At 28.6% G+C, this 20,812-nt stretch carries 21 protein-coding genes, 1 riboswitch and 1 other annotated feature; of the genes, 4 read left to right on the top strand and 17 right to left on the bottom strand.

Annotated features, from left to right (window positions below; translation table 11 throughout):
• Positions 1 to 26: 26 nt before the first annotated feature.
• The 6 genes from nth to OIF33_RS00740 all read right to left on the bottom strand — a co-directional run bounded on the left by nth (position 27) and on the right by OIF33_RS00740 (position 5,610).
• Positions 27 to 656, bottom strand: coding sequence for an endonuclease III (gene nth / locus OIF33_RS00715; RefSeq protein WP_322502305.1), 630 nt, complete (start codon positions 654 to 656; stop codon positions 27 to 29).
• An 11-nt stretch (positions 657 to 667) separates the two neighbouring features.
• Complete coding sequence (locus OIF33_RS00720; protein ID WP_322502306.1) at positions 668 to 1,372, bottom strand: lysophospholipid acyltransferase family protein; 705 nt, start codon at positions 1,370 to 1,372, stop codon at positions 668 to 670.
• Positions 1,373 to 1,409: 37 nt separating this feature from the next.
• Positions 1,410 to 2,402 carry a tRNA epoxyqueuosine(34) reductase QueG gene (queG, locus tag OIF33_RS00725; RefSeq protein ID WP_322502307.1) on the bottom strand — a complete coding sequence of 331 codons (993 nt, stop codon included), beginning with the start codon at positions 2,400 to 2,402 and terminating at the stop codon, positions 1,410 to 1,412.
• A 155-nt stretch (positions 2,403 to 2,557) separates the two neighbouring features.
• Entirely contained in the window at positions 2,558 to 3,067 is a 510-nt protein-coding gene (gene epsC / locus OIF33_RS00730; RefSeq protein WP_322502308.1) for a serine O-acetyltransferase EpsC, read from the bottom strand.
• Positions 3,068 to 3,085: 18 nt separating this feature from the next.
• Positions 3,086 to 3,997 carry a cysteine synthase A gene (gene cysK, locus OIF33_RS00735; protein ID WP_322502309.1) on the bottom strand — a complete coding sequence of 304 codons (912 nt, stop codon included), beginning with the start codon at positions 3,995 to 3,997 and terminating at the stop codon, positions 3,086 to 3,088.
• 44 nt (positions 3,998 to 4,041) lie between these two features.
• Positions 4,042 to 4,280, bottom strand: a binding site (T-box leader).
• 58 nt (positions 4,281 to 4,338) lie between these two features.
• Positions 4,339 to 5,610 (bottom strand): magnesium transporter, encoded by a 1,272-nt coding sequence (locus OIF33_RS00740; protein WP_322502310.1) that lies wholly within the window; start codon positions 5,608 to 5,610, stop codon positions 4,339 to 4,341.
• Positions 5,611 to 5,950: 340 nt separating this feature from the next.
• Here OIF33_RS00740 and OIF33_RS00745 point away from each other — a divergent pair, with 340 nt between their 5' ends.
• Genes OIF33_RS00745 through OIF33_RS00755 form a run of 3 tightly spaced genes read left to right on the top strand, consistent with a single transcriptional unit; the run spans position 5,951 to position 8,117 of the window.
• Positions 5,951 to 6,739: an amino acid ABC transporter substrate-binding protein gene (locus OIF33_RS00745; protein ID WP_322502311.1), complete on the top strand. Its 789-nt coding sequence runs from the start codon at positions 5,951 to 5,953 to the stop codon at positions 6,737 to 6,739.
• A gap of 15 nt (positions 6,740 to 6,754) precedes the next feature.
• Positions 6,755 to 7,396: an amino acid ABC transporter permease gene (locus OIF33_RS00750; RefSeq protein WP_322502312.1), complete on the top strand. Its 642-nt coding sequence runs from the start codon at positions 6,755 to 6,757 to the stop codon at positions 7,394 to 7,396.
• Between the two features lie 13 nt (positions 7,397 to 7,409).
• The gene (locus tag OIF33_RS00755) at positions 7,410 to 8,117 is read left to right on the top strand and encodes an amino acid ABC transporter ATP-binding protein (RefSeq protein WP_322502313.1); all 708 of its coding nucleotides are present in this window, start codon (positions 7,410 to 7,412) and stop codon (positions 8,115 to 8,117) included.
• A gap of 249 nt (positions 8,118 to 8,366) precedes the next feature.
• Here the strand turns inward: OIF33_RS00755 and OIF33_RS00760 are convergent, their stop codons facing one another.
• From OIF33_RS00760 to OIF33_RS00770, 3 genes are all read right to left on the bottom strand, one after another.
• Complete coding sequence (locus OIF33_RS00760) at positions 8,367 to 8,810, bottom strand: hypothetical protein (protein ID WP_322502314.1); 444 nt, start codon at positions 8,808 to 8,810, stop codon at positions 8,367 to 8,369.
• Positions 8,811 to 8,882: 72 nt separating this feature from the next.
• Complete coding sequence (locus OIF33_RS00765) at positions 8,883 to 9,551, bottom strand: hypothetical protein (RefSeq protein ID WP_322502315.1); 669 nt, start codon at positions 9,549 to 9,551, stop codon at positions 8,883 to 8,885.
• A 75-nt stretch (positions 9,552 to 9,626) separates the two neighbouring features.
• Positions 9,627 to 10,508: a YegS/Rv2252/BmrU family lipid kinase gene (locus tag OIF33_RS00770; protein WP_322502316.1), complete on the bottom strand. Its 882-nt coding sequence runs from the start codon at positions 10,506 to 10,508 to the stop codon at positions 9,627 to 9,629.
• 318 nt (positions 10,509 to 10,826) lie between these two features.
• On the opposite strand from OIF33_RS00770, the gene pssA reads away from it, so the two are divergent.
• A complete protein-coding gene (pssA, locus tag OIF33_RS00775) occupies positions 10,827 to 11,348 on the top strand; it encodes a CDP-diacylglycerol--serine O-phosphatidyltransferase (protein WP_322502317.1) in 522 nt (173 codons plus the stop codon).
• Between the two features lie 40 nt (positions 11,349 to 11,388).
• On the opposite strand, the gene OIF33_RS00780 is transcribed toward pssA, so the two are convergent.
• From OIF33_RS00780 to thiD, 8 genes are all read right to left on the bottom strand, one after another.
• A complete protein-coding gene (locus tag OIF33_RS00780) occupies positions 11,389 to 11,742 on the bottom strand; it encodes a hypothetical protein (protein WP_322502318.1) in 354 nt (117 codons plus the stop codon).
• Between the two features lie 49 nt (positions 11,743 to 11,791).
• Positions 11,792 to 13,141, bottom strand: a complete 1,350-nt coding sequence (locus OIF33_RS00785; RefSeq protein WP_322502319.1) for a SpoVR family protein — start codon at positions 13,139 to 13,141, stop codon at positions 11,792 to 11,794.
• Between the two features lie 12 nt (positions 13,142 to 13,153).
• On the bottom strand, positions 13,154 to 14,347 hold the full coding sequence (gene yhbH / locus OIF33_RS00790; RefSeq protein WP_322502320.1) for a sporulation protein YhbH: 1,194 nt from the start codon (positions 14,345 to 14,347) through the stop codon (positions 13,154 to 13,156).
• A 4-nt stretch (positions 14,348 to 14,351) separates the two neighbouring features.
• Positions 14,352 to 16,274: a PrkA family serine protein kinase gene (locus tag OIF33_RS00795; RefSeq protein ID WP_322502321.1), complete on the bottom strand. Its 1,923-nt coding sequence runs from the start codon at positions 16,272 to 16,274 to the stop codon at positions 14,352 to 14,354.
• A gap of 92 nt (positions 16,275 to 16,366) precedes the next feature.
• Entirely contained in the window at positions 16,367 to 18,145 is a 1,779-nt protein-coding gene (recQ, locus tag OIF33_RS00800) for a DNA helicase RecQ (RefSeq protein WP_322502322.1), read from the bottom strand.
• 205 nt (positions 18,146 to 18,350) lie between these two features.
• Entirely contained in the window at positions 18,351 to 18,974 is a 624-nt protein-coding gene (thiE, locus tag OIF33_RS00805; protein ID WP_322502323.1) for a thiamine phosphate synthase, read from the bottom strand.
• Positions 18,967 to 19,764: a hydroxyethylthiazole kinase gene (thiM, locus tag OIF33_RS00810; protein ID WP_322502324.1), complete on the bottom strand. Its 798-nt coding sequence runs from the start codon at positions 19,762 to 19,764 to the stop codon at positions 18,967 to 18,969. Before thiM ends, thiE begins: the two co-directional genes overlap by 8 nt.
• A gap of 11 nt (positions 19,765 to 19,775) precedes the next feature.
• On the bottom strand, positions 19,776 to 20,570 hold the full coding sequence (gene thiD / locus OIF33_RS00815; RefSeq protein ID WP_322502325.1) for a bifunctional hydroxymethylpyrimidine kinase/phosphomethylpyrimidine kinase: 795 nt from the start codon (positions 20,568 to 20,570) through the stop codon (positions 19,776 to 19,778).
• Between the two features lie 74 nt (positions 20,571 to 20,644).
• A riboswitch (TPP riboswitch) is annotated at positions 20,645 to 20,754 on the bottom strand.
• Between the last annotated feature and the right edge of the window lie 58 nt (positions 20,755 to 20,812).

The following is a 20,812-nucleotide window of genomic DNA, read 5'->3' on the forward strand; positions in this document are numbered from 1 at the left end:
GAAGCTACATTAAAATGTAGCTTCTTTTATTTATTATTTTTAAAATAATCACAATACTTATTTATTTTACAAATATCACATTTAGGCTTTCTAGCTGTACAACATCTTCTTCCATGAAAAATCAAAAGATGATGAGCTAAAGACCATTCTTTCTTAGGCAATTCTTTCTGAAGTTGTTTTTCAGTTTCCAAAACATTATCTGAGTGCGCTAATCCAATTCTATTAGAAACTCTAAACACATGAGTATCTACAGCAATAGATGGAACTCCAAAGGCATTTGATAAAACTACATTGGCAGTTTTTCTTCCCGCTCCTGCTAAAGAAGTTATTCCTTCCATAGTCTTAGGAACTTCTCCGTTGAAGTTTTCTTTTAACTGATGTACCATCATGATTAAGTTTTTCGCTTTATTTCTATAAAGTCCAATTTGCTTTATTCTCTCTTCTAACTCTTCTTGACTTATTTTTAAAAAGGCATCTACATCAGGATAATCCCTAAATAAAGTTTTAGTTACTTCATTTACCTTTTTATCTGTAGTTTGTGCCGATAAAATAGTTGCAACTAAAAGTTGAAAAGGAGTTTCATAATTTAATTCACACTTAGCGTCTGGATATTCTTCTTTTAAAATTTCTAATACCTCTTTAGTTCTCTTTTTCATAATACATACCCCTAGTCTTTATATACACCTCTATAACTTTCTGGTAAAAGATTTGCTATACTTTTCATAAGGTGATTTAAAGATCTTTCTTCATATTCATGTTTGTCCTCACCTTTTTCTTTCTTAGGTAATTCTATAGGTTTGCCAAATTTTATATTAACTTCAGAATGGTGAAATTTCTCAGCTCCCATGTTTTCATCATTTATTGGCATAAGTTTTTCCGTTCCTGTCATTCCAAAAGGAATAATTTTAGCCTTTGTTAATCTAGCTATAAGTAGAACTCCTTTTTTAGCCTCTATCATTCCACCATTTCTACTTCTAGTTCCTTCTGGAAAAATAACTATATTTTCTCCATTCTTCACAGAATTAACTATTTTATTAAGTGATTCTCTATCTGCTGAGTTAGGTTTTATTTTTATATTCTTAACTAATCTAGTTCCTATATTAGTTAAAGCTTCTTCATTAAGCTTTACTCCTGCTATGAAATATGGATCATAATCCTTTCTTAAAACTTTATCTAAAATTAAACCATCTGCATTGCTTAAGTGATTTCCTATAAATATAAAAGGTCCTTTTTCTTTTTTTAATTCATCAAGCCCTTCAACTTTTAAGTCAGCATATTTATTTAAACATCTTCCGATTAAACTTCCCGCTATTGGTTTAAACATACTATCTGGTAGTCTAACTAAAACATTAGCCCCTATACGAGTAAACATTCAATTACCTCCTGAATTAAATTTTAACAATATATTATTATACATCATAAAAATTTAAAAGTCTATTTTTAAAATCCTTAAGATTATCTGAATTAAGTTGATATTTTGATATATCAGCCTTCTCAACCAATGCTTTTTTTACCATTATATTTCTTAATATTGTATTTTTTCCTCTCCATCCACAAGAGGTTTTTTTGAAAGTTTCATTAAATTCTTTTTTGCTCATTTTATCAATATCATCAAAGGAATTCTTTTGCATAAAATCAAATGGCTTAAAATCCTCTATATTGGTGTATGAAATTTCTTTATTATATGGACATTCTTTTTGGCAACTATCACATCCAAATATTCTTCCCTTCATAAGCTTAAAATATTTATCTTCTATATCCTTTTTTTGAGTTATATATGATATACATGAGTTAGTATTTTTTATTCCACTTCTATTTAAAACTTTAGTTGGACAATTTTTATAACATATCTCACAAGTTCCGCACTCTTTAAAAGTTCTAAGCTCCTCTAAAGTATTCTCTTCCTCACAGTCAATATCTAGATTAGTTATTATTTCTCCTAAAAATACATAAGAACCATACTTTTTAGTAATTAACATATTATTTTTACCAATAAACCCTATGCCACCTAAATAAGCAATATACCTTTCTGGCAAAGAATTACTATCAACTAAAGCTACTGACTTTCCACCTAATTCTTCTATGTATTTACCTATCTTCTTTAAATAAGAACCTACAACATAATGATAATCTTTTCCTCTTGTGTAAACTGAAAAACCATTATCAACATATTCTTCATTATATAAATAAGGAAAAGCAATTGTTATTATAGTTCTTCCATCTTCCATGTAAACTTTAGGATTAACTCTTTTTTCAATATCTTTTTCTTCAAATTCATTTTCAAACTTTTTTTCTTTTCTTATATTGTACACCTCTTCAAGTTCTGAAAATCTTCTACACTTTACAAAACCAACATTATCTAACCCTAAAGATTTACAATACTCCAAAATCTTTTCCTTCAAATATTATCACCTCAAATTATATAAACAAAAGACTATACTAAATCTCTTTTTAGTAATTCAAAACAAATTTTAAAACTTTTGTTTTTAATTGCTAAAAATAATTTTAGATATAGTCTTATTATAAATCAAATACTAATAATAGGAATGTTTATAAGCTAATTTTTAAAAACCGCCGGAATCCCTACAGCAGTTTTCCCTTGCGGAACATCCTTTAATACTACGGCGTTAGCTCCTATTTTAGCTCCATCTCCTATATTTATTGGCCCTAAGACTTTAGCTCCACATCCAATTATAACATTGTTTCCAACCGTCGGATGCCTTTTCCCTTTTTCTTTTCCAGTTCCTCCAAGGGTAACACCATGATATATTGTTACATTATCTCCTATCTCTGCAGTTTCCCCTATTACAACACCCATTCCATGGTCTATAAAAAGACCTTTACCTATTTTAGCTCCTGGATGGATTTCTATACCTGTAAAAAATCTTCCTAACTGAGAAATTAACCTTGCTAGAAAAAATAATTTAAATCTATATAACCTGTTAGCAATTCTATAAAAAATCAAAACATGAATACTTTGATAAAGTAAAAGAACTTCTATCTTTGATCTAGCTGCAGGATCATTTTTCATAACACTTTCTATATCATATCTTAGTTTTTCAAACAAAATTTTCACTCCTACTGATTAATCATATAGCCCTGTTGAAAAATATTTCTCCCCTCCATCAGGTGCTATAACTAATACTTTTTTATCCTTATCTAGTTTCTCTAAAACTTCTTTTGCACCTTGTAGAGCTGCACCTGAAGATATTCCTATAAGAACACCCTCTTTATCAGCAAAACTTTTTGCCATAGAATATGCATCTTCATTGCTAACCTTTATTATTTCATCAACTACTGAATCATCATATATCTTTGGTACAAATCCGGCACCTATGCCTTGAATTTTATGAGGCCCTGGCTTTTCTCCTGATAAGACTGCTGAGCTACTTGGTTCTACAGCAACTATCTTTATATTCGGATTAAATTCTTTTAATCTTCTTCCTATACCTGTAATAGATCCCCCAGTTCCAACTCCAGCAACTAGAACATCTAAGTCTGGTAAATCTTTTATTATTTCTTCAGCTGTTGTTTCATAATGTTTCTTTGCATTTGCCTCATTTAAAAATTGTTGTGGCATAAAATACCCTTTTGTTTCAGCTAATCTCTCAGCCTCCTCAATAGCTCCTTTCATACCTTTGCTACCTTCAGTTAATATGATTTCTGCTCCATAAGCTTTTATCATATCTCTTCTTTCCTTACTCATAGTTTCAGGCATTGTTATAATAACCTTATATCCTTTAACTTTTCCAATCATAGCTATTGCAATTCCTGTGTTTCCACTAGTAGGTTCTACTATAACTCCATTTTCCTTTAATAAGCCATTTTTTTCAGCCTCTTCTATCATTCCTAAAGCAGCTCTATCTTTTATGCTTCCTCCAGGATTAAACTTTTCTAGTTTAACAAACACTTGTGGCAATTCCTCTCCAACAAATAGATTGCTAGCTTTTAATATTGGTGTGTTTCCTATTAAACTTAAAAGATTGTTAAAAACCATATAAATTTCCTCCTAAAAATATATAATAAAAGGCCCTTACACTATTTAGAGACGAAGTATTTTACTCCGTGGTTCCACTCTAATTAGGTAAAGACCTCACTTAATCAAGTACAATAAATACTTTATCACTTTAACGGGTGATACTCGAAAATTTCTACTATTTAACTTCTTCGAAATTTCTGTTCAAAAGCGCACTTCTTATAAAGTTATGGTGAAAGATTTCCAGCATCACTTTCTCTCTGTGACCTTTCTTTATAATACTTTACTTTATCACAACATTTATCCGACTATTCTGATAAGAATTATATATTTCATTATATGCTTTTATTCAATTTTGTCAACTAATCTGCATACTTTTTCTTAAATTTTCTTTTTAAATTATTAGGAATCAATTCATCAACTATATCATGAATAAGAACCATACCAACTAATTTTTCTTCATAGTCTACAACAGGAATAGATATTAAATCATACTTAGTAGATTTTTCTATGGCATCCTCAATAGTACTATCTATATTAACACTTATAGAAGATGTATGCATAATCTCCTTAAGTCTAGTATTTTCTTCATTCATTATTAAGTCTCTTAGAGTTACTACTCCATTTAATCTATCCTCTTCATCAGTTATATAAACATAGTACATAACTTCTTCATCAGCATTTAATTCTCTTAATAACTCTATTGTCTCCTTAACTGTAAGGTCTAAGTTAAAAGATATAAAATCCTTATTCATGATACTACCTACAGATTCATCTGAATAACCCATAAGTTCTTTAACTTCTTCAGCATCTTCATTTTCTAGAGCAATTAAAACTTTTTCTCTTTCCTCTTCATCTAACTCATCTATAATATCTGCGATTTCATCGTTTGGAATATTTTCAAAAAGTTCTGCAGTCTTAGAATGAGAAAGCCCCTTTATTATACTGCTTTGTACTTCTGGTTCTATTTCTTCTAAGGTATCTGCTGCTAAGTCTTCATCTAAGCTATCAAAAACCTTTTTTCTGTTTGTGGCATCAAGTTCTTCAAGTATATCTGCTAAATCTGCTGGATGTAATTTTTGAAGCTTTTTATAAGGGATAGATAATTTTAAGTTCTCATTTATCATTTCTAAAGACTCAACGTCTTCCCACATAATAACTTTTTCTTGGAACCTCTCTCTAAATATCTTAGCTAGTATTTTCCCTAAAGTTTCCATACCCTTACGTCTAAACTTAACTATTTTTCCTGTTTCAACAGCTATAACTCTAAACTCTCCTGCTATCTTAACTATTCTTAAGTCATCAACCTTAACTACCTTTTTCCCGTTTATATCAACTATTTTTCTATCTAATAAGTTTTGAGATAATAGATAACTATAATTTCTAGGCAAAATTTCTCTGCTACCTCTTATTTGTATTTTAAACTTACCATTATCTTTTTGATAAAAATCTATATTTTTAAATTCATAATCAAATATGACTCCATCTCTCTTTACCTTATATCCTATAATTCTTGGATATCCATCTTCTGTTGTTACATATACGTCCTTTAAAACGCCTAGAACTTCATTAAATTCATCATATATTTTCTTATTGATTATATTACTGTATAAAAACATTGTTAATTTATTCATTCATATCTCCTCCTCTTAACTCTAAAATTCAAAAGAATTTTAAAATTAAATTTTATTATCAAGAAAAGGAGAAGTATGTCCTAAATTTACCAAATAGAAAATAACTTCCCTCTTCTCTTTTTTTATTTAATTTTAAATTGCACCTATCTTCTCGAGGGCTATCTTCCATTTAGTTTCACCACCTATAAATAAAAAATTACATAACTCTCTAATTTATTATATTATATAAACTCTAAAATGCAACGTTTTCCACATATTTAAATAAAAATATTTTATTTTTCCATTGACTTCATCACTTCATCATGGTAAAGTGATAATAAGATAAAGCAAGGAGGAAGTTATGAAAAAAGTATTATTTTTATTATTTAGCATATTAATTTTTTCAACTATACTTTATGGTTGCTCCTCAAAAAAATTAGAAAATAAAAAGGATGAAAATACTGTAATAGTTGGAATAGACGATACCTTTGTTCCTATGGGATTCAGAGATGAAAAAGGAAGTATTGTAGGCTTTGATGTTGATTTAGCAAAAGAAGCCTTTAAAAGAATGAATTTAAATGTTACTTTTCAACCAATTGATTGGTCAATGAAAGAAACTGAACTTAATAATGGAAATATAGATGTAATTTGGAACGGATATACAATGACTCCAGAAAGAGCTGAAAAAGTTGCCTTTACAAAACCCTATTTAAAAAATAGACAAGTTATTGTTACTCTTTCTGATTCTAACATAAAAACTTTAAATGATTTAAAAGGAAAAACAGTTACTACTCAAGACGGTTCAAGTTCTTTTGATGTTTTATTTGAAAGATCAGACTTAACTAAAACTTTTAAAGGGAAAGAACCAGTATTATTTGATAGTTTTAATGATTGCTTTATGGATTTAGAAGCTGGAAGAAGTGATGCTGTTGTTTGCGATGAAATTCTTGCTCAGTATTATATTTCAAAAAAAGATCAAAATAAATTTTATGTGTTATCTGAAGATTTAGGAGAAGAAAGCTATAGTATTGGTCTTAGAAAAGATTCTAACTTAGTATATTCTCTAAATAAAACTTTAGAGGAAATGAAAAAAGACGGAACAACAGCTAATATATCTAAAAAATGGTTTGGAAAAGACTTAGAAAGCTAAAAGGAGGTACAAGTTTTGGATTATATTATTACTTTAATGCCTTCAATATTTGACGGCTTAAAAAATACATTAGGAGTTTTTATATTAACATTAATACTTTCTATTCCTTTAGGAATATTTGTTGCAGTACTTAGATTATCAAAAATCAAACTAATAAGTTCTCTATCATCTTTTTATATTTGGGTAATGCGTGGAACCCCATTACTATTACAGTTAATATTCATATTCTTTGGATTACCTATAATAGGAGTTAGTATTGATAGATTTCCTGCTGCTATAATAGCCTTTACATTAAACTATGCTGCTTATTTTGGAGAAATATTTAGAGCTGGTATAAAAGATGTTGATAAAGGACAATTTGAAGCATGTAAAATCCTAGGGATTTCAAAGTGGTTTACATTTAAGAAAATAATTCTTCCTCAAGCATTTAAGAAGATTTTACCATCTATAGCAAACGAGGTTATTACACTTGTTAAAGATACATCATTGGTTTATGTAGTTGGTATAGGAGAACTTTTAAGAGCTGGGAAAATAGCAAGTAATAGAGATGCTTCTCTTATTCCATTATTCTTAACAGGAGTTATATACTTAATATTAGTAGCAGTATTAACTAAATTATTTGATAGATTAGAAAAAAAATATTCATATTATAATTAGGAGGGTTTATACAATGATAGAAATTAAAAATCTAGAAAAATCTTTTAAAGGCAATAAAATATTAAAAAATATTTCTTTTACCTTTAAAGAAGGAGAAATATTAACTTTACTTGGACCTTCTGGTGCTGGCAAAACCACAATACTTAGAATATTAAATGGTCTTGAAAGTTGTGATTCCGGCAGTATAAGCCTAGATAATATAAAAATTTGTGAAAATGGAGTATATGCTGATTCAAATACTCTAAAAGAACTTCACAAAAAAATAGGTCTAGTATTTCAGACCTTTAACCTTTTCCCTCATATGAGTATTTTAGAAAATTTAATCTTAGCTCCAATGCACACTTTAAATCTTTCTCTTGATGAAGCCACTGATAAAGCATTAAAAATACTTTCTAAGCTTTCTCTAGAAGATAAGGCTAATTCTTATCCTTGTGAGCTTTCAGGAGGTCAAAAGCAAAGAGTTGCAATTGGAAGAGCTTTAATGTTAAACCCGAATTATATATGTTTTGATGAACCAACTTCCGCCTTAGATCCTACACTAACAAAGGATATTGCAAATATCATAAAATCTTTAGCTGAAGAAAATATAGGAGTATTAATAATAACTCATGATATGCTATTTGCAAAGGAAGTTTCTTCAAGAGTTATAAAATTAGACTCTGGAGAAATATTAAAAGATCTTCCATCTGAAGAATTTTGGTGTGAGGCACCTGTTATATAAAATTTAATCTTATAGCTCTGTTTTAGGCAAATCTTTAAAACAGAGCCAATCTTATAAAACAAGAATAATCAAAGTAACTTAAAATAAATCCTATAAATACGCTCTAATAATTACTATATTTCACTAAAAATTTATTGCCATTACTTCGAAGATCTTACTTAAACTCAGAAGTTAAGTGAAATTCTATCTAGATATTCTCTTCATACTATTATAAGTTTTATTCTTTAAAGTTTTAATGCATCTCCATTCTTATTTTATGTTAGATTCAATCTTTCCCTTCAATTTTTTTATTTCTTCTTTATTGCCATTTCCCTTTAAAAACTTATCATATTCATAAGTTAAGTTTTTTAATAATTCTATATTTTTTAAGCTTTCAGTTCCTTTTAATTCTTCTTCTGCTTTTGCAAGTTCATTCATATAACTCTCCTTAAAGTCACTCCAATCCTTCTCATTAAACTCTTTAATTCCATCTACTTTATTCACCAGCTCATCATATAAACTCTTGATTTTATTTTTACCATATTCCTCTTTTGCATTTTTTTCTTCTGGCACCTCAGTTGGATTTGGTGAAACACTTTGTGATGGATTAACCTGTTGAGTGTTTGACTCCTTTGGCACTGTTTCCTTTGTACTCTTACATCCCATAGTAAAAAATGTTGCTCCAACTAAAAATGCAATTATTAATTTCCTCATACTTTCACCTCAAAATTTAGTTTTAACTTAGTGTGCCCTTTAAAGTAAAAAAAATAAATGGATAGTTAAAAACTATCCATTTATGGAAATTCTATTTTTCTTAAAGGTTAAAACTATATAAAAACATAAAAGACACAGAAAAACTTCACTAATTATTATGCCATTTAAAAAATTAGTACCTAATAATCCTAAAGAATTTTCTATTAATATAATAGATAAAGTGATTATTAAAAATACAATACCTTTTTTATCAGAATATTTTTCCTTTTTAAAAAGTATTAAAGCACTTAATATTATAGTCAGTATAAGTATATATATAGCCTTAAACAAAAAATATTTTTCTGTTGTAATTAGATACCCATATTCCCATGAAACAGTAAAATAAGGATTAAAAATAGCTATCATAATGAAATAAAATCCTATTAATATAAATGGAGCAAATTTAAAAAATTTAAATTTTATTTTATCACTCCTTAAGAATATATAGAAAGCTAACATTACTATTAAAGGGATATATATTATGTCTAAAAAACCAGTGTACTTAAATAAACTTATATATCTTTGATTATTTACTAAAGATAAAGCTATTAAAGACCCTATTCTTATTATTTGTAATAAAAAAACTATACTTATAATGTTTTTTATTTTTTTAGGTGAATATCTATAATTTTCTACTAAATTACTTATAGTAATAAAAATTATAAGAAACAAAACTGTGTAATAAATAAATGTTTGATTCATAATTCCTCCTCAATTATTTCTCACCTATTTTGTTTACATATTAAAAATTCTCATTACTATAAAGTATTATTTATATTACTTATTTATTCCTAAAACTTGTATTCCATCTTTAACACATTGAACTCTTAATGGGAAATCTGGTCCTCTTTCTCCATCTATATCTGTAACTATTTCCTCATTAGATTCTATAAGTAATTCATCTGTTTTTATATACTCAATTCTTGGATCATCTAAGTGTTCTCCTTTTAATACCTTTATGAACATAGGTATTATTTCCGGAATATGGCATGCCTTAAACACAACTACATCTAAAAATCCATCTTGAACCTTAGCTTTTGTTGCTAATTTAAAGTTACCCGCAGTTTGCCCATTAAAAACAAGCATTAAATATATAGGCTCATCAAAAACTGTTCCGTTAGCAGTTATTTTAACGTCTAATTTTCTAAAGTTAGGTAATTCTTCTAGCCCTTTTAAATAGTACGCTAATTTACCTATTGTATTTTTTAAGTTTGTATCTGTTTTTTGTGATACATCTGTAAATAATCCTGTAGATAATACATTTACAAAATAATTATCATTTACCTTACCTAAATCAACACCAACAGCATGCGAATCTAATATTTGTTCAACACATGCACCAGCATCTTGAGGCATTCCTAAATGCTTTGCAAAGTCATTAGCTGTCCCTACTGGAATTATACCTATTGGAATATCTATATTTTTTCTCTTCATTGCATTAACTACAGTATCAATAGTTCCATCTCCACCTGCAATAAGTATGTATTCATAGGTAGAATCCACTATATCCAAAGCCTGAGTTACATCCACTCCTCTTTGAATTCTATAAGGAACTATAGTATATCCTTTTTCTTGATGCATAGTTATTATCTTATCAAGTTCTTTTAAAATAGCATTTTCTCCCGAATATGGGTTATATATAAATCTTACCTTCTTCAATGTTTTGCTCCTCCAATTTTAATTCTTTATTATAAATTAAATTGATATTTCCTTTAATTAATGGTATCATTTTTAATATATTATACAAACCCTGCAATATTATAAAATTATATCATTTGTTAATCCTGTTGTCGATAATATAGTATCAGTAAATGTTTTTGACTTTAATCAATATTTATGCAATAATATCTATGTTTTAACTTTATATTCACAATTAATTTAAAATTAATTCGTTATATATTGATTTTAAATCTAAAACTTATGGATACACATTAATATAATTTTATTATTGTTAATCTTTTTATTAGGAGTGATTATATGAGAAAAAGTAGTATACCAAATATATTTACTTTTATAAACCTATCTTTTGGTATATTATCATTATTAGCAACCTTTAAATCAGACTATCTATTAGCTTCAATATTCATAATTATGGCTGGATTAGTTGATAGATACGATGGAAGAGTTGCACGTTACTTAAATGTTTCTAGTGATCTTGGAAAGGAACTAGATTCTTTAGCTGATTTAGTATCATTTGGTGTTGCACCATCAGTACTAACTTTTGTATTTTATAATTTTGAATCTCTAGGTCCTAAAGGAATTATAGGTTATGCATTATTACTTTGCTTCCCTATTTGTGGAGCTTTTAGATTAGCTAGATACAATGCAACTGAATTTGACGGTATATTTAGAGGAGTACCTATAACTATTGCTGGTGCTGTTGTAGCTTTATTTATTTTATTAACTGTAAATAATCCTATAAACATTATATTCCCAATAGTAATATTAGCTGTATTCTCTTACTTAATGGTTAGTAATTTACAATTAAAGAAATTTTAAAAAAAGCCTATTAAAGAATTTTCTTTAATAGGCTTTTTTATTATTTTTCTTCCTCTTCTCTAATAGAATTATCAAAAAACAAGTCATGTTCAACTTCAGTTAGAATTACATCCTTTGAGGCTTTAGATGTTATAACTTGAGACTTAAGTTTTATATACTTAATATATGCCTCTTCATTTTCCTTGATTATCTCTAAAACAGAATCTATTATTTCACCCATTTCATCGACTCTATCTAAAGCCTCATCTAAATCTCTTTTCCTAACTTTGGCTATACTATTTAATTCTCCAGCTGCTCCCACTAAAAGTCTATAAGTATTGGCATAGCTATTTAAAAGTGAACTTAAATTATTAATCTCATCAAAATGTCTCTTAAAAACTTCAGTTTGACTCATTTTAACTCCATATAATATTAATTACAATTTATAATATGAAAGTTATTCTCTATTCATCACACATAAATAAAATATCTGAACCATCTTTCCCTTTACTACTTAAAGTTACCTTTCTTCCCCATAAAACATTTATATATTTTAGGGTCCTCTTAGCATAAGTAGCCTCTAATTCTCTACCATCAAAAACATGTTCTAAGTTTAATGTCATATCTTTTTTATTTAATTCTTTAACTCTAATATGTGGAATAGAGCTTACACCACATTCATCTGCAATTAAATTTCTAATATTTTTCCACCCTGATTCATCTGAAACGTCATCTACAACATAATCAAAGCCCTTTTTAACATATTGGAATAAATTAAGCTCCTCACAAAGTTCTCTAGTTAGATATTTTCTTATAAAAGAATTATCTCTTTCTAGAGCTCTTACCTCAAAAATCTTTTCTTTACCATACCTTTTTTCTATATCTTGAAAAACTCTGAATCCTATATAATATGGATTTAATCCATAAGCAATAGGTGCCACAACATCATTGTGTCTCTTTAAAAACTCTAAATGTAGACCCTGTGGCAGATTTAACTTTTTCAAAATATTATAATGCCAATAGCTTGCCCATCCCTCATTCATTATTTTAGTTTCTATTTGAGGTAAAAAGTATAGACTTTCTCTTCTCACTATTTTTAAAATATTTTTTTCCCAATCCTCTAGATTACTATAGTCTATTATAAATTGAATAATATCATCATCTGGATTTAATGGAATTTTACTTACATCTGGAGGAAGTATTTCTTCCATAGAGTCTAAAATACCCCTATTTTCTTTTTTCTTGTTGAATATGCTCAATATTCTCTTTCTCTGCTCATCTTGTGACTCTCTTTTTTCTCCAATAACTCTTGGAATTTGATATCTTATTGAGTGAGCAGCATCTAATATTCTCTCAACTTGACTATACCCTATACTTGGATCATTTATATATCCTCTTATAGTATCTGCATCTAACTTAAACATCTCTAATGTATTATCTGCATCTGTGCCTTCCGCAAACAATCTATTATTTTTAAAGAAATCATTATGACCATATACATGTGCCATAGTTAATATTTGAAGTAATAGTGTGTTATCCTTCATTAAATAAGCTAAGCAAGGATTAGAGTTTATAACCATCTCATATGGTAATCCTGTCATATTTAATGAATATAATGTTTTATTTTTTTCATAAGCCTTACCATAACTCCAATGTGGATATTTAGAAGGCATTCCCACATATGCTTCATAGCTCAGCATTTCATTATATCCTATAACTTCATATTCTTGTGGATAATAATTTAGTCCTTCACTCTTAGCTATTTCCTCTATCTTATTGTTCCACCCTTCTAAATCTTTTAAATTATAATCCATATTAAATGCCCCTTATCTTGAAATCTCTTCTTGCTGATTCTCCTCTTGTAGTTCTTCAGATAGCATATATTTTATTGCATTCCATAGATCCTTCTTCTCTTTTACAGCTACAGAAACAAAGTTTTTCTTACTTATTTCCTTTTTAAATCTATAGAACATAGTAGTTGAATAGGTTGAAGGAAGAAGCTCTATATATCCAAACATATTACTTAAATCTGAAATTTCATTTACAGCTTTCATAGCTCTTTCATTATCTTCACTCCAGTTATCTCCATCAGAAGCATAGAAAGGATATATATTCCAAACTCCTGGGTGATATTTTTCTTTTATTAAGTCTATAGCTGCATTTATACCTGAAGATATATAAGTTCCTCCTGATTCGCCTTTATGGAAGAACTCATATTCATTAACATTTTTAGCAGTAGTAGTATGAGATATGAATTCAAAAGCTAGATTATGATATTTTCTTCTTATAAATCTAGATAGAACAAAGAAGAAAGATCTTGCTAAATATTTTTTAGTATTATCCATGGAACCTGAAACGTCCATTATAAAAATCATTACAGCATTACTTTCCTTTTTAGGTTGTTTTTTTACCTTATAATATCTTAAATCATCTTCTCTAAAAGGAAATCTTTCGATTTCCTCTTTTTTACCAACCTCAAGCAATGCTCTTTTCTTCCCCTGTTTCCTTGCAATCTTTGACATAACAGTTTTCTTCTTTGCAAGTCTTGGTCTTATACCATACTTTTGATACCCTCTTTTTCTAGCTGCACTTTCAACTATTATTTCAGAGTATTTCTTTCTATCTAAGTTAGGCAAATCAAGATCTTCAACTATATAATCCATAAGCTCCTCTAAGGTTATTTCTGTTTCATATATGTCCTTTCCTTCTTGATTTCCTGCCTTATTATTTCCAATAGCCTTTCTTTTATCACTAGCTATTCTATCTCCTCTTCTCTCTTCTCCTGTTCCAGTTGTAACACCTTTATTATTAGAACCATAAATAAATTGATATTCTTTTATTCCTCTAATAGGAATTTTATACTTTTTATTTTTAGTTTCTCCAATTATACTTTCCTCAGAAAGTATGTCCCCTAAATTTTCTTTAATGGACTTTTCTACTAGCTGTCTATGACGTCTCCTGTCCTCTATAGATCTATCATGTTCTACTTGATTCTCTCCAAGGTCTCTGAATATGGCCATTCCTTTAATCCTTCCATAGGTTATTAGCTGCATACTTTAAGATTACATCGCAGCAATGTGGACAATAACCATTCTTCTCCATTTGATTTACCATTGAATCATATTTTTTATCTTGATCCTTATCTCTTACTCTAGATTTAGTTATTATTCTAGATAAATCCTTAACTGAAGCTGTTAATTTCTTTTCAATGGCCTCTTTTAGTGGTTCATAAGATCTATAGTCCATTTTTCCGCCACTTCTAACTATATAGAACATATATGATGTTACATCTGCTCTAAATCCCTTAGCAGAAGATTCTGATATTCCAATTTGTTCTTCTATACTTCTCATGAATTCTTCATCTGGTTCTAGCTCTTCACTAGTTGCAGAATCCTTAAGTTTTGTTTTGTTTACATAAGCTTCTGCATTATCTATATAATTATTAAATAAACTTTCTGCTTGCTCTTGGAATGAATGAATAAATGCTTTAGTAATCTCTTTTTCAAGAATTTTATTATATTCTTTTCTTATAGTATCTTGAATATATCCTAAATATTTTTTCTTATCATCTTGAGATATATCCATATCCTTAACTGACTTTATAATACTTTCCATTACACTTAGTGGATTTATACACTTATGCTCAGCATTTGATAAAGCATTATCTATAGCCTTTATAATAAATCTTGTTGAAATTCCTTTCATACCTTCCATAGGACCAGCTTCTTCTTTAAGCTCTAAAACATCAATTCTCTTAGTTGTTCCTTTTTCAACAATTTCCTCTCCGTTATAAAGTTTAAGCTTAGTAACTGGGTCAACCTTCATTGAAGGAAGTAATCTTGTTAAAATAGCAAACATTGACGCTATTTCTATAGTGTGAGGTGCTATATGAGCATCAAAGTTAGATTTCTTTAATATTTTTTCATAAATTTTCTTCTCTTCACTAAGTTCTAAACAATATGGAACTTCAACTTTTACAATTCTATCTAAAATAGCTTCGTTAGTATGATCTGATTTAAACTTATTCCATTCAGCCTCATTAGAATGAGCTATTATAAGTCCATCAAAATAAATCATTGACCCCTTACCAGGTGATGGAATAGACTTTTCTTGAGTTGCAGTTATGATTGTGTGTAAATATTCAACATCATTTTTAAACACCTCAATAAATTCAACCATTCCTCTATTACCAACGTTAAATGCTCCATTTAATGAGAATATTCTTGGGTCATCTTCTGGATACATATCCATTTTAGAAATATCAATAGATCCTGTCAAAATAGATGTATCTTGGTTATTAGGATCTACTGGAGGTACAACTCCAATTCCTTTTCTAGATCTGATTGAGAAATTCTTTGTTGAAACTGGGAATTTTTCATATTCTCCACCAAATTCATTTAATAATCTATACTTACAAACTGGACATAAGTCTCCTTCAATCTTAACTCCTAACATATCTTCAAATTCTTTTCTTAAGTGTTTAGGAATTAAATGTAATGGTTCCTCATGCATTGGACATCCATCTAAAACATATACTGGTGGTGCTGTTTCTAAAGATTTTTTAATAGCTTCAACTAATGAAGATTTACCTGCACCAACAGGTCCTACTAAATACAATACCTGTCTAGCTTCCTCTCCTTTCATTGATGCTGAATGAAAATAATTCATTAATTTCATAATAACTGTATCTATACCATAAAAATCTTCTTTAAAGAAATTATATTTCTTTATTTTCTCATTTCCGTATATCTTCTTTATCTTTGTATTTTCCTCTGGGCGTAATATCTCAAATCCTTTATCTACGATCAAATCATAAATCCTCTTATGAGAAAGTTTTGCAACGTCAGGATTATTTTTTACAATTTCTAAATAATCGATAAATGTTCCTTTAAATTTCTGCTTATTATGTTTTTCCCTATCACTTTTTATAAACTCTTTAAAATCCATTGTAATCCCTCCTTTACCCTAAATATATTCACCATACATTATGTTCTATGACAAAATATTTATATAAAATAAAAAAAAAGAAATTAGTTAAACTAATTTCTCTTTTTATACTTCTCATAATCTTTTAAGGTTGTAATAATAAAAGAGCCATATTTTGTTATTTTTTGCTCTCCAAAACCCCTAATATTTTTTAAAGCCTCTTTGCTTTTAGGATTTTTATTTATTATATCCATAATCATGGAATCAGTAAAAACTATATATGGCTTAATTCCCTCTCTTCTTGATATATCTTTTCTTAAAATACGAAGTCTCTTGAAAAGTTCTAAGTCCTTACATACACTTTCTTCGTTTTTATTGATATCTAAAAACACCTTTTCTTCTCCCTTTAATATCCCTATAGATCTTCTATTTAACTTTAACATGGAATATGTTCCTTCTTTTCTTTCTAAAGCACTAATAGCTAAAAGCTCATTTATTATGTCCTTTATGTACTTATTGGTATATTCCTTCATTATTCCAAAGGTAGAGAGTTCATACAGCTTATATTTTTCAATTTTTGGTCCATGAACACCTCTTAAAATATCTATTAGAACACTTTCTCCAAAAGCCTCTTTAGTTCTATAAATGCAAGATAATATTTTTTGAGCCTCTAAGGTCATATCTACAAAATCATTGTTTTTTAAACAATTAGTACAGTTATTGCAATACTTTATTGAATTTTCTTCCCCAAAGTAGTCTAAAATATATTTTCTAAGGCATTTGTCAAAGTTACAAAACTCTATTATTTGCTCTAATTTCTTAAGTTCTATAGTCCTTCTTGATATTTCTGTAGTTGAACTTATTAAATAGTCCATAAGACGTATATCCTGTTCTGAATAGAGAAGATAACACTTAGCTAAACTTCCATCTCTTCCTCCACGACCTATTTCTTGATAATAATTTTCTATACTCTTTGGGAAAGTTGAATGTATTATAAACTTAACATCAGGCTTATCTATTCCCATTCCAAAAGCATTTGTAGCAATCATAACCTTAAAATTATCATTTAAAAATTCCTCTTGATAATAATTCTTTTCCTTATTCTTTAAAGAGCCATGATACTTACCTACGCTTTTACCTCTATAAATCATATTTTTATAAAGTTCTTCAACCTCATTTTTAGTAGAACAATATATTATTCCTGACTCTTCTTCATGCTCACTTATAATCTCACTTATACTCTCTAATTTATCTACTTCTTTTAAGATATTTATTTCTAAATTATCCCTAGTGAAACTTCCCTTATAAACAAAAGGGTCTTTAAGACCTAATAGTTCTATGGAATCTTTCATAACCATTTCTGTTGCTGTTGCTGTAAATGCTGTAACAATTGGCCTTTTTCTTAATTTATTTATAAAGGGTTTTATTTTGCTATAACTTTTTCTAAAATCATGCCCCCACATTGAAACACAATGTGCCTCATCTACTACTACTTGAATAATATTAGCTTTTTCTATATTTTCTAAAAAATACTTATTTTCTAAACGCTCTGGTGAAACATAAAGAAGTTTTATTTCACCTTTTATAAAACTTCCCATTATCCTTTTAACTTCTTCAAAATCATTTCCACCACTTATATATGCTGCCTTAATCCCTAAAGAATTTAAATTATCAACTTGATCCTTCATTAGGGATATTAATGGAGAAACAACTAAAGTTACTCCACTCAAAATATAAGCAGGTATTTCATAGCATAAAGATTTTCCACCTCCAGTAGGTAATATACAAAATACATCCATCCCACTTAAAATCTTCTCAATTACTTCTTGTTGCCCTTTTCTAAACTCTTTATATCCAAAAATATTATTTAATATTTCAAATGCTTTTCTCATTTTTTTCCTAAAATCCTTACTAAATCTAACTTATTAGATTAAATTTTACCATCAAAATAAATTCTTAATTATGAATATTATACTATAAAATAAACTCTAAACAAAAATCAACATTCACCTAAAATAAAACTCAAGAAAAAGAGGCTCTAAAATTAAAGAACCTCTTTTGATTATTTCATATTTTTATTTTAATATTCAAGTTTTCCTATCTACTAAGCACCTTTAAAAACTCTTTGCTCTTCTCAATTATATCTTCGCTATTTAATAATGCTGATATAACTGCAACCCCTTCTAAATTCTCTAAAATATCCTGACTTAAATTATAAGGAGTTATACCTCCAATACCATATAGAGGTATAGAAGAAACTTCTCTTATTTCTCTTAAAGTTTCTAATGTCATTAAGATTGCATCATCTTTGCTATTGGTTGAAAATAAAGCCCCAACTCCTAAGTTATCAGCTCCATCTTCTATTGCTTTTAAGGCCTCTTCTTTATTGTGAACTGTAACACCTATAATAGCATCCTTTGGCATTATTTCTCTTGCTATAGACACATCCATATCATCTTGTCCTATATGAACACCATGAGCTTTTACTGCTAATGCCACATCAATTCTATCATTTACTAAAAAAATTGCTCCAAAGTCATTGCAAAGTTTTTTTAAAGCCTTAGCTTCTTTACACATTTCCTTAGTGTCTTTATTCTTCGCTCTATATTGAACAATAGATACTCCTCCAATTAAGGCTTCCTTAGTCTTTTCTAAAAGTTCATTAAAAGGAATCCTATAGTCAGTTACTAAGTATAATTTTTTACAGTATGAATTACTCATAATAAACCTTCTCTCTTTCTTTTATTACTTCATCACTAATCATTGAAAGCTCATCTAGAAGATTATGTTTAAAAGTCATTATCCCCTCTTTTTCTCCTAATCTTTCCTCAGCTATTTCTCCGCATATCCCCCATGCTGCTACTGCTTTAACAACTTCTTTAAATCTTAAAGCTTTATCATCATAAAAACTTAAAGCTATGGTTAATAAGGCTCCTAGCATACATCCTGTTCCTGTTATTTTGCTCATTTTATAAGTTCCATTTTTAACAATGGCTCCATCCTTCCCATTAGTTATGAAATCACATACACCAGAAACAACTATTATTAAATTTCTTTCCTTTGCATATTCTTTTATTTTATTTTTTGTATTTTCACTTAAGGTATCATTAAAAGAATCTATTCCTATTGACTTTGATGTTTCTCCTATAAGAGTTTTTATTTCAGCTAAATTTCCCTTTACAAGTGAAGGTTCTCCCTCTAATATCAACCTTTTTGCAAAATCTTTTCTAAGCTTAGAAGCTTGTACACCTACTGGATCTAAAACAGAAGGAATTCCTTTTTCTCTTGCTATTCTCATAGAAGTCATTGATGATTCCATTTGATAAGGTTCTAAAGTTCCTATATTAACTAATAATCCATTAGCCATTCCTGTTATTTCTTCTAGCTCCTCATGATGTGTAGCCATAAGAGGCAATCCACCATAGTTAATAGTTACTTGAGCTAAGTCATTAACTGTAACGTAGTTTGTTATCATGTGTATTAAAGGATTTTCTCTTTTTAAAATTCCCATTATTATTCCTCCTAATAAAATTTATAGAAATGATGTGTTGGCCCAACACCTTTTCCAAGTTTAAAGCCATTTTTTATAGCTCCTGTAATATATTCTTTTCCACTTTTAACTGCATCAGGTATATTCATTCCCTTTGATAAATTAGCTGTAATAGCTGATGATAAAGTACATCCTGTTCCATGAGTATGTTTTGTATTTATTCTATCTTGTTCAAAAAGAATAAAGTTTTCGCCATCATACAGAAGATCTGTAGCTTCTCCCTCTAAATGTCCTCCTTTAATTAAGACATTTTTAGCTCCCATTTTTTTAATATCAATAGCAGCCTTTTTCATATCTTCTATTGTAATTATTTCTCTACCTAATAACTCTTCCGCTTCTGGTAAATTTGGAGTTATTAAAGTAGCTAGTGGTATTAATTTATCTATTAAAGTATTTTTTGCATCATCTGATAAAAGCTTAAATCCACTTTTTGAAATCATAACAGGGTCTAAAACTATTTGTGGCAAGTTTTCTACTCTTCCTAAAGCATTACTTATTGCTTCTATTGATTCAATCTTAGACACCATACCTATCTTTATAGCATCAACTTCTATATCATCAAAAATAACATCTATTTGTTTTTCTATAATTTCAGGAGTAACATCCATTATTCCAAAAACTCCTTGAGTACTTTGAGCAGTTATGGCAGTTATTATGCTCATTCCATATACTCCATTGGCAGAGAATGATTTTATATCAGCCTGTATTCCCGCTCCTCCAGAACTATCAGATCCTGCAATCGTTAATGCATTAAATAATTTAGTCATATTTTTCTCTCCTTTTTTAAAATAAAAAAGCATATATAGCCCAAAGGCTATATATGCTTTAAAATCAATTAAAATATACTTGTCTCAGGCTTCCCTACGCTGGTATTAACCAGATCAGGTTAAAGGGTCAAGAAATTTAATTTCTAATCTCAGCCAGACACTACTGGCCCCCCTAGCTATTTTTATGATATTTTCTAATCCAAATGATACCATACTCATTCTTCTTTTTCAACATGTCTTTT

This window comes from Clostridium sp. LIBA-8841 (assembly GCF_034439435.1).
In the GTDB taxonomy this organism is placed as follows: Bacteria; Bacillota; Clostridia; order Clostridiales; family Clostridiaceae; genus Sarcina.

Excerpts from the sequence above, each read along its gene's own strand:
- nth (WP_322502305.1), bottom strand. The coding sequence starts at position 656 with ATGAAAAAGAGAACTAAAGAGGTATTAGAAATTTTAAAAGAAGAATAT.
- OIF33_RS00720 (WP_322502306.1), bottom strand. The coding sequence starts at position 1,372 with ATGTTTACTCGTATAGGGGCTAATGTTTTAGTTAGACTACCAGATAGT.
- cysK (WP_322502309.1), bottom strand. The coding sequence starts at position 3,997 with ATGGTTTTTAACAATCTTTTAAGTTTAATAGGAAACACACCAATATTA.
- OIF33_RS00740 (WP_322502310.1), bottom strand. The coding sequence starts at position 5,610 with ATGAATAAATTAACAATGTTTTTATACAGTAATATAATCAATAAGAAA.
- OIF33_RS00745 (WP_322502311.1), top strand. The coding sequence starts at position 5,951 with ATGAAAAAAGTATTATTTTTATTATTTAGCATATTAATTTTTTCAACT.
- OIF33_RS00755 (WP_322502313.1), top strand. The coding sequence starts at position 7,410 with ATGATAGAAATTAAAAATCTAGAAAAATCTTTTAAAGGCAATAAAATA.
- OIF33_RS00760 (WP_322502314.1), bottom strand. The coding sequence starts at position 8,810 with ATGAGGAAATTAATAATTGCATTTTTAGTTGGAGCAACATTTTTTACT.
- OIF33_RS00765 (WP_322502315.1), bottom strand. The coding sequence starts at position 9,551 with ATGAATCAAACATTTATTTATTACACAGTTTTGTTTCTTATAATTTTT.
- pssA (WP_322502317.1), top strand. The coding sequence starts at position 10,827 with ATGAGAAAAAGTAGTATACCAAATATATTTACTTTTATAAACCTATCT.
- OIF33_RS00780 (WP_322502318.1), bottom strand. The coding sequence starts at position 11,742 with ATGAGTCAAACTGAAGTTTTTAAGAGACATTTTGATGAGATTAATAAT.
- OIF33_RS00785 (WP_322502319.1), bottom strand. The coding sequence starts at position 13,141 with ATGGATTATAATTTAAAAGATTTAGAAGGGTGGAACAATAAGATAGAG.
- yhbH (WP_322502320.1), bottom strand. The coding sequence starts at position 14,347 with ATGGCCATATTCAGAGACCTTGGAGAGAATCAAGTAGAACATGATAGA.
- OIF33_RS00795 (WP_322502321.1), bottom strand. The coding sequence starts at position 16,274 with ATGGATTTTAAAGAGTTTATAAAAAGTGATAGGGAAAAACATAATAAG.
- recQ (WP_322502322.1), bottom strand. The coding sequence starts at position 18,145 with ATGAGAAAAGCATTTGAAATATTAAATAATATTTTTGGATATAAAGAG.
- thiE (WP_322502323.1), bottom strand. The coding sequence starts at position 18,974 with ATGAGTAATTCATACTGTAAAAAATTATACTTAGTAACTGACTATAGG.
- thiM (WP_322502324.1), bottom strand. The coding sequence starts at position 19,764 with ATGGGAATTTTAAAAAGAGAAAATCCTTTAATACACATGATAACAAAC.
- thiD (WP_322502325.1), bottom strand. The coding sequence starts at position 20,570 with ATGACTAAATTATTTAATGCATTAACGATTGCAGGATCTGATAGTTCT.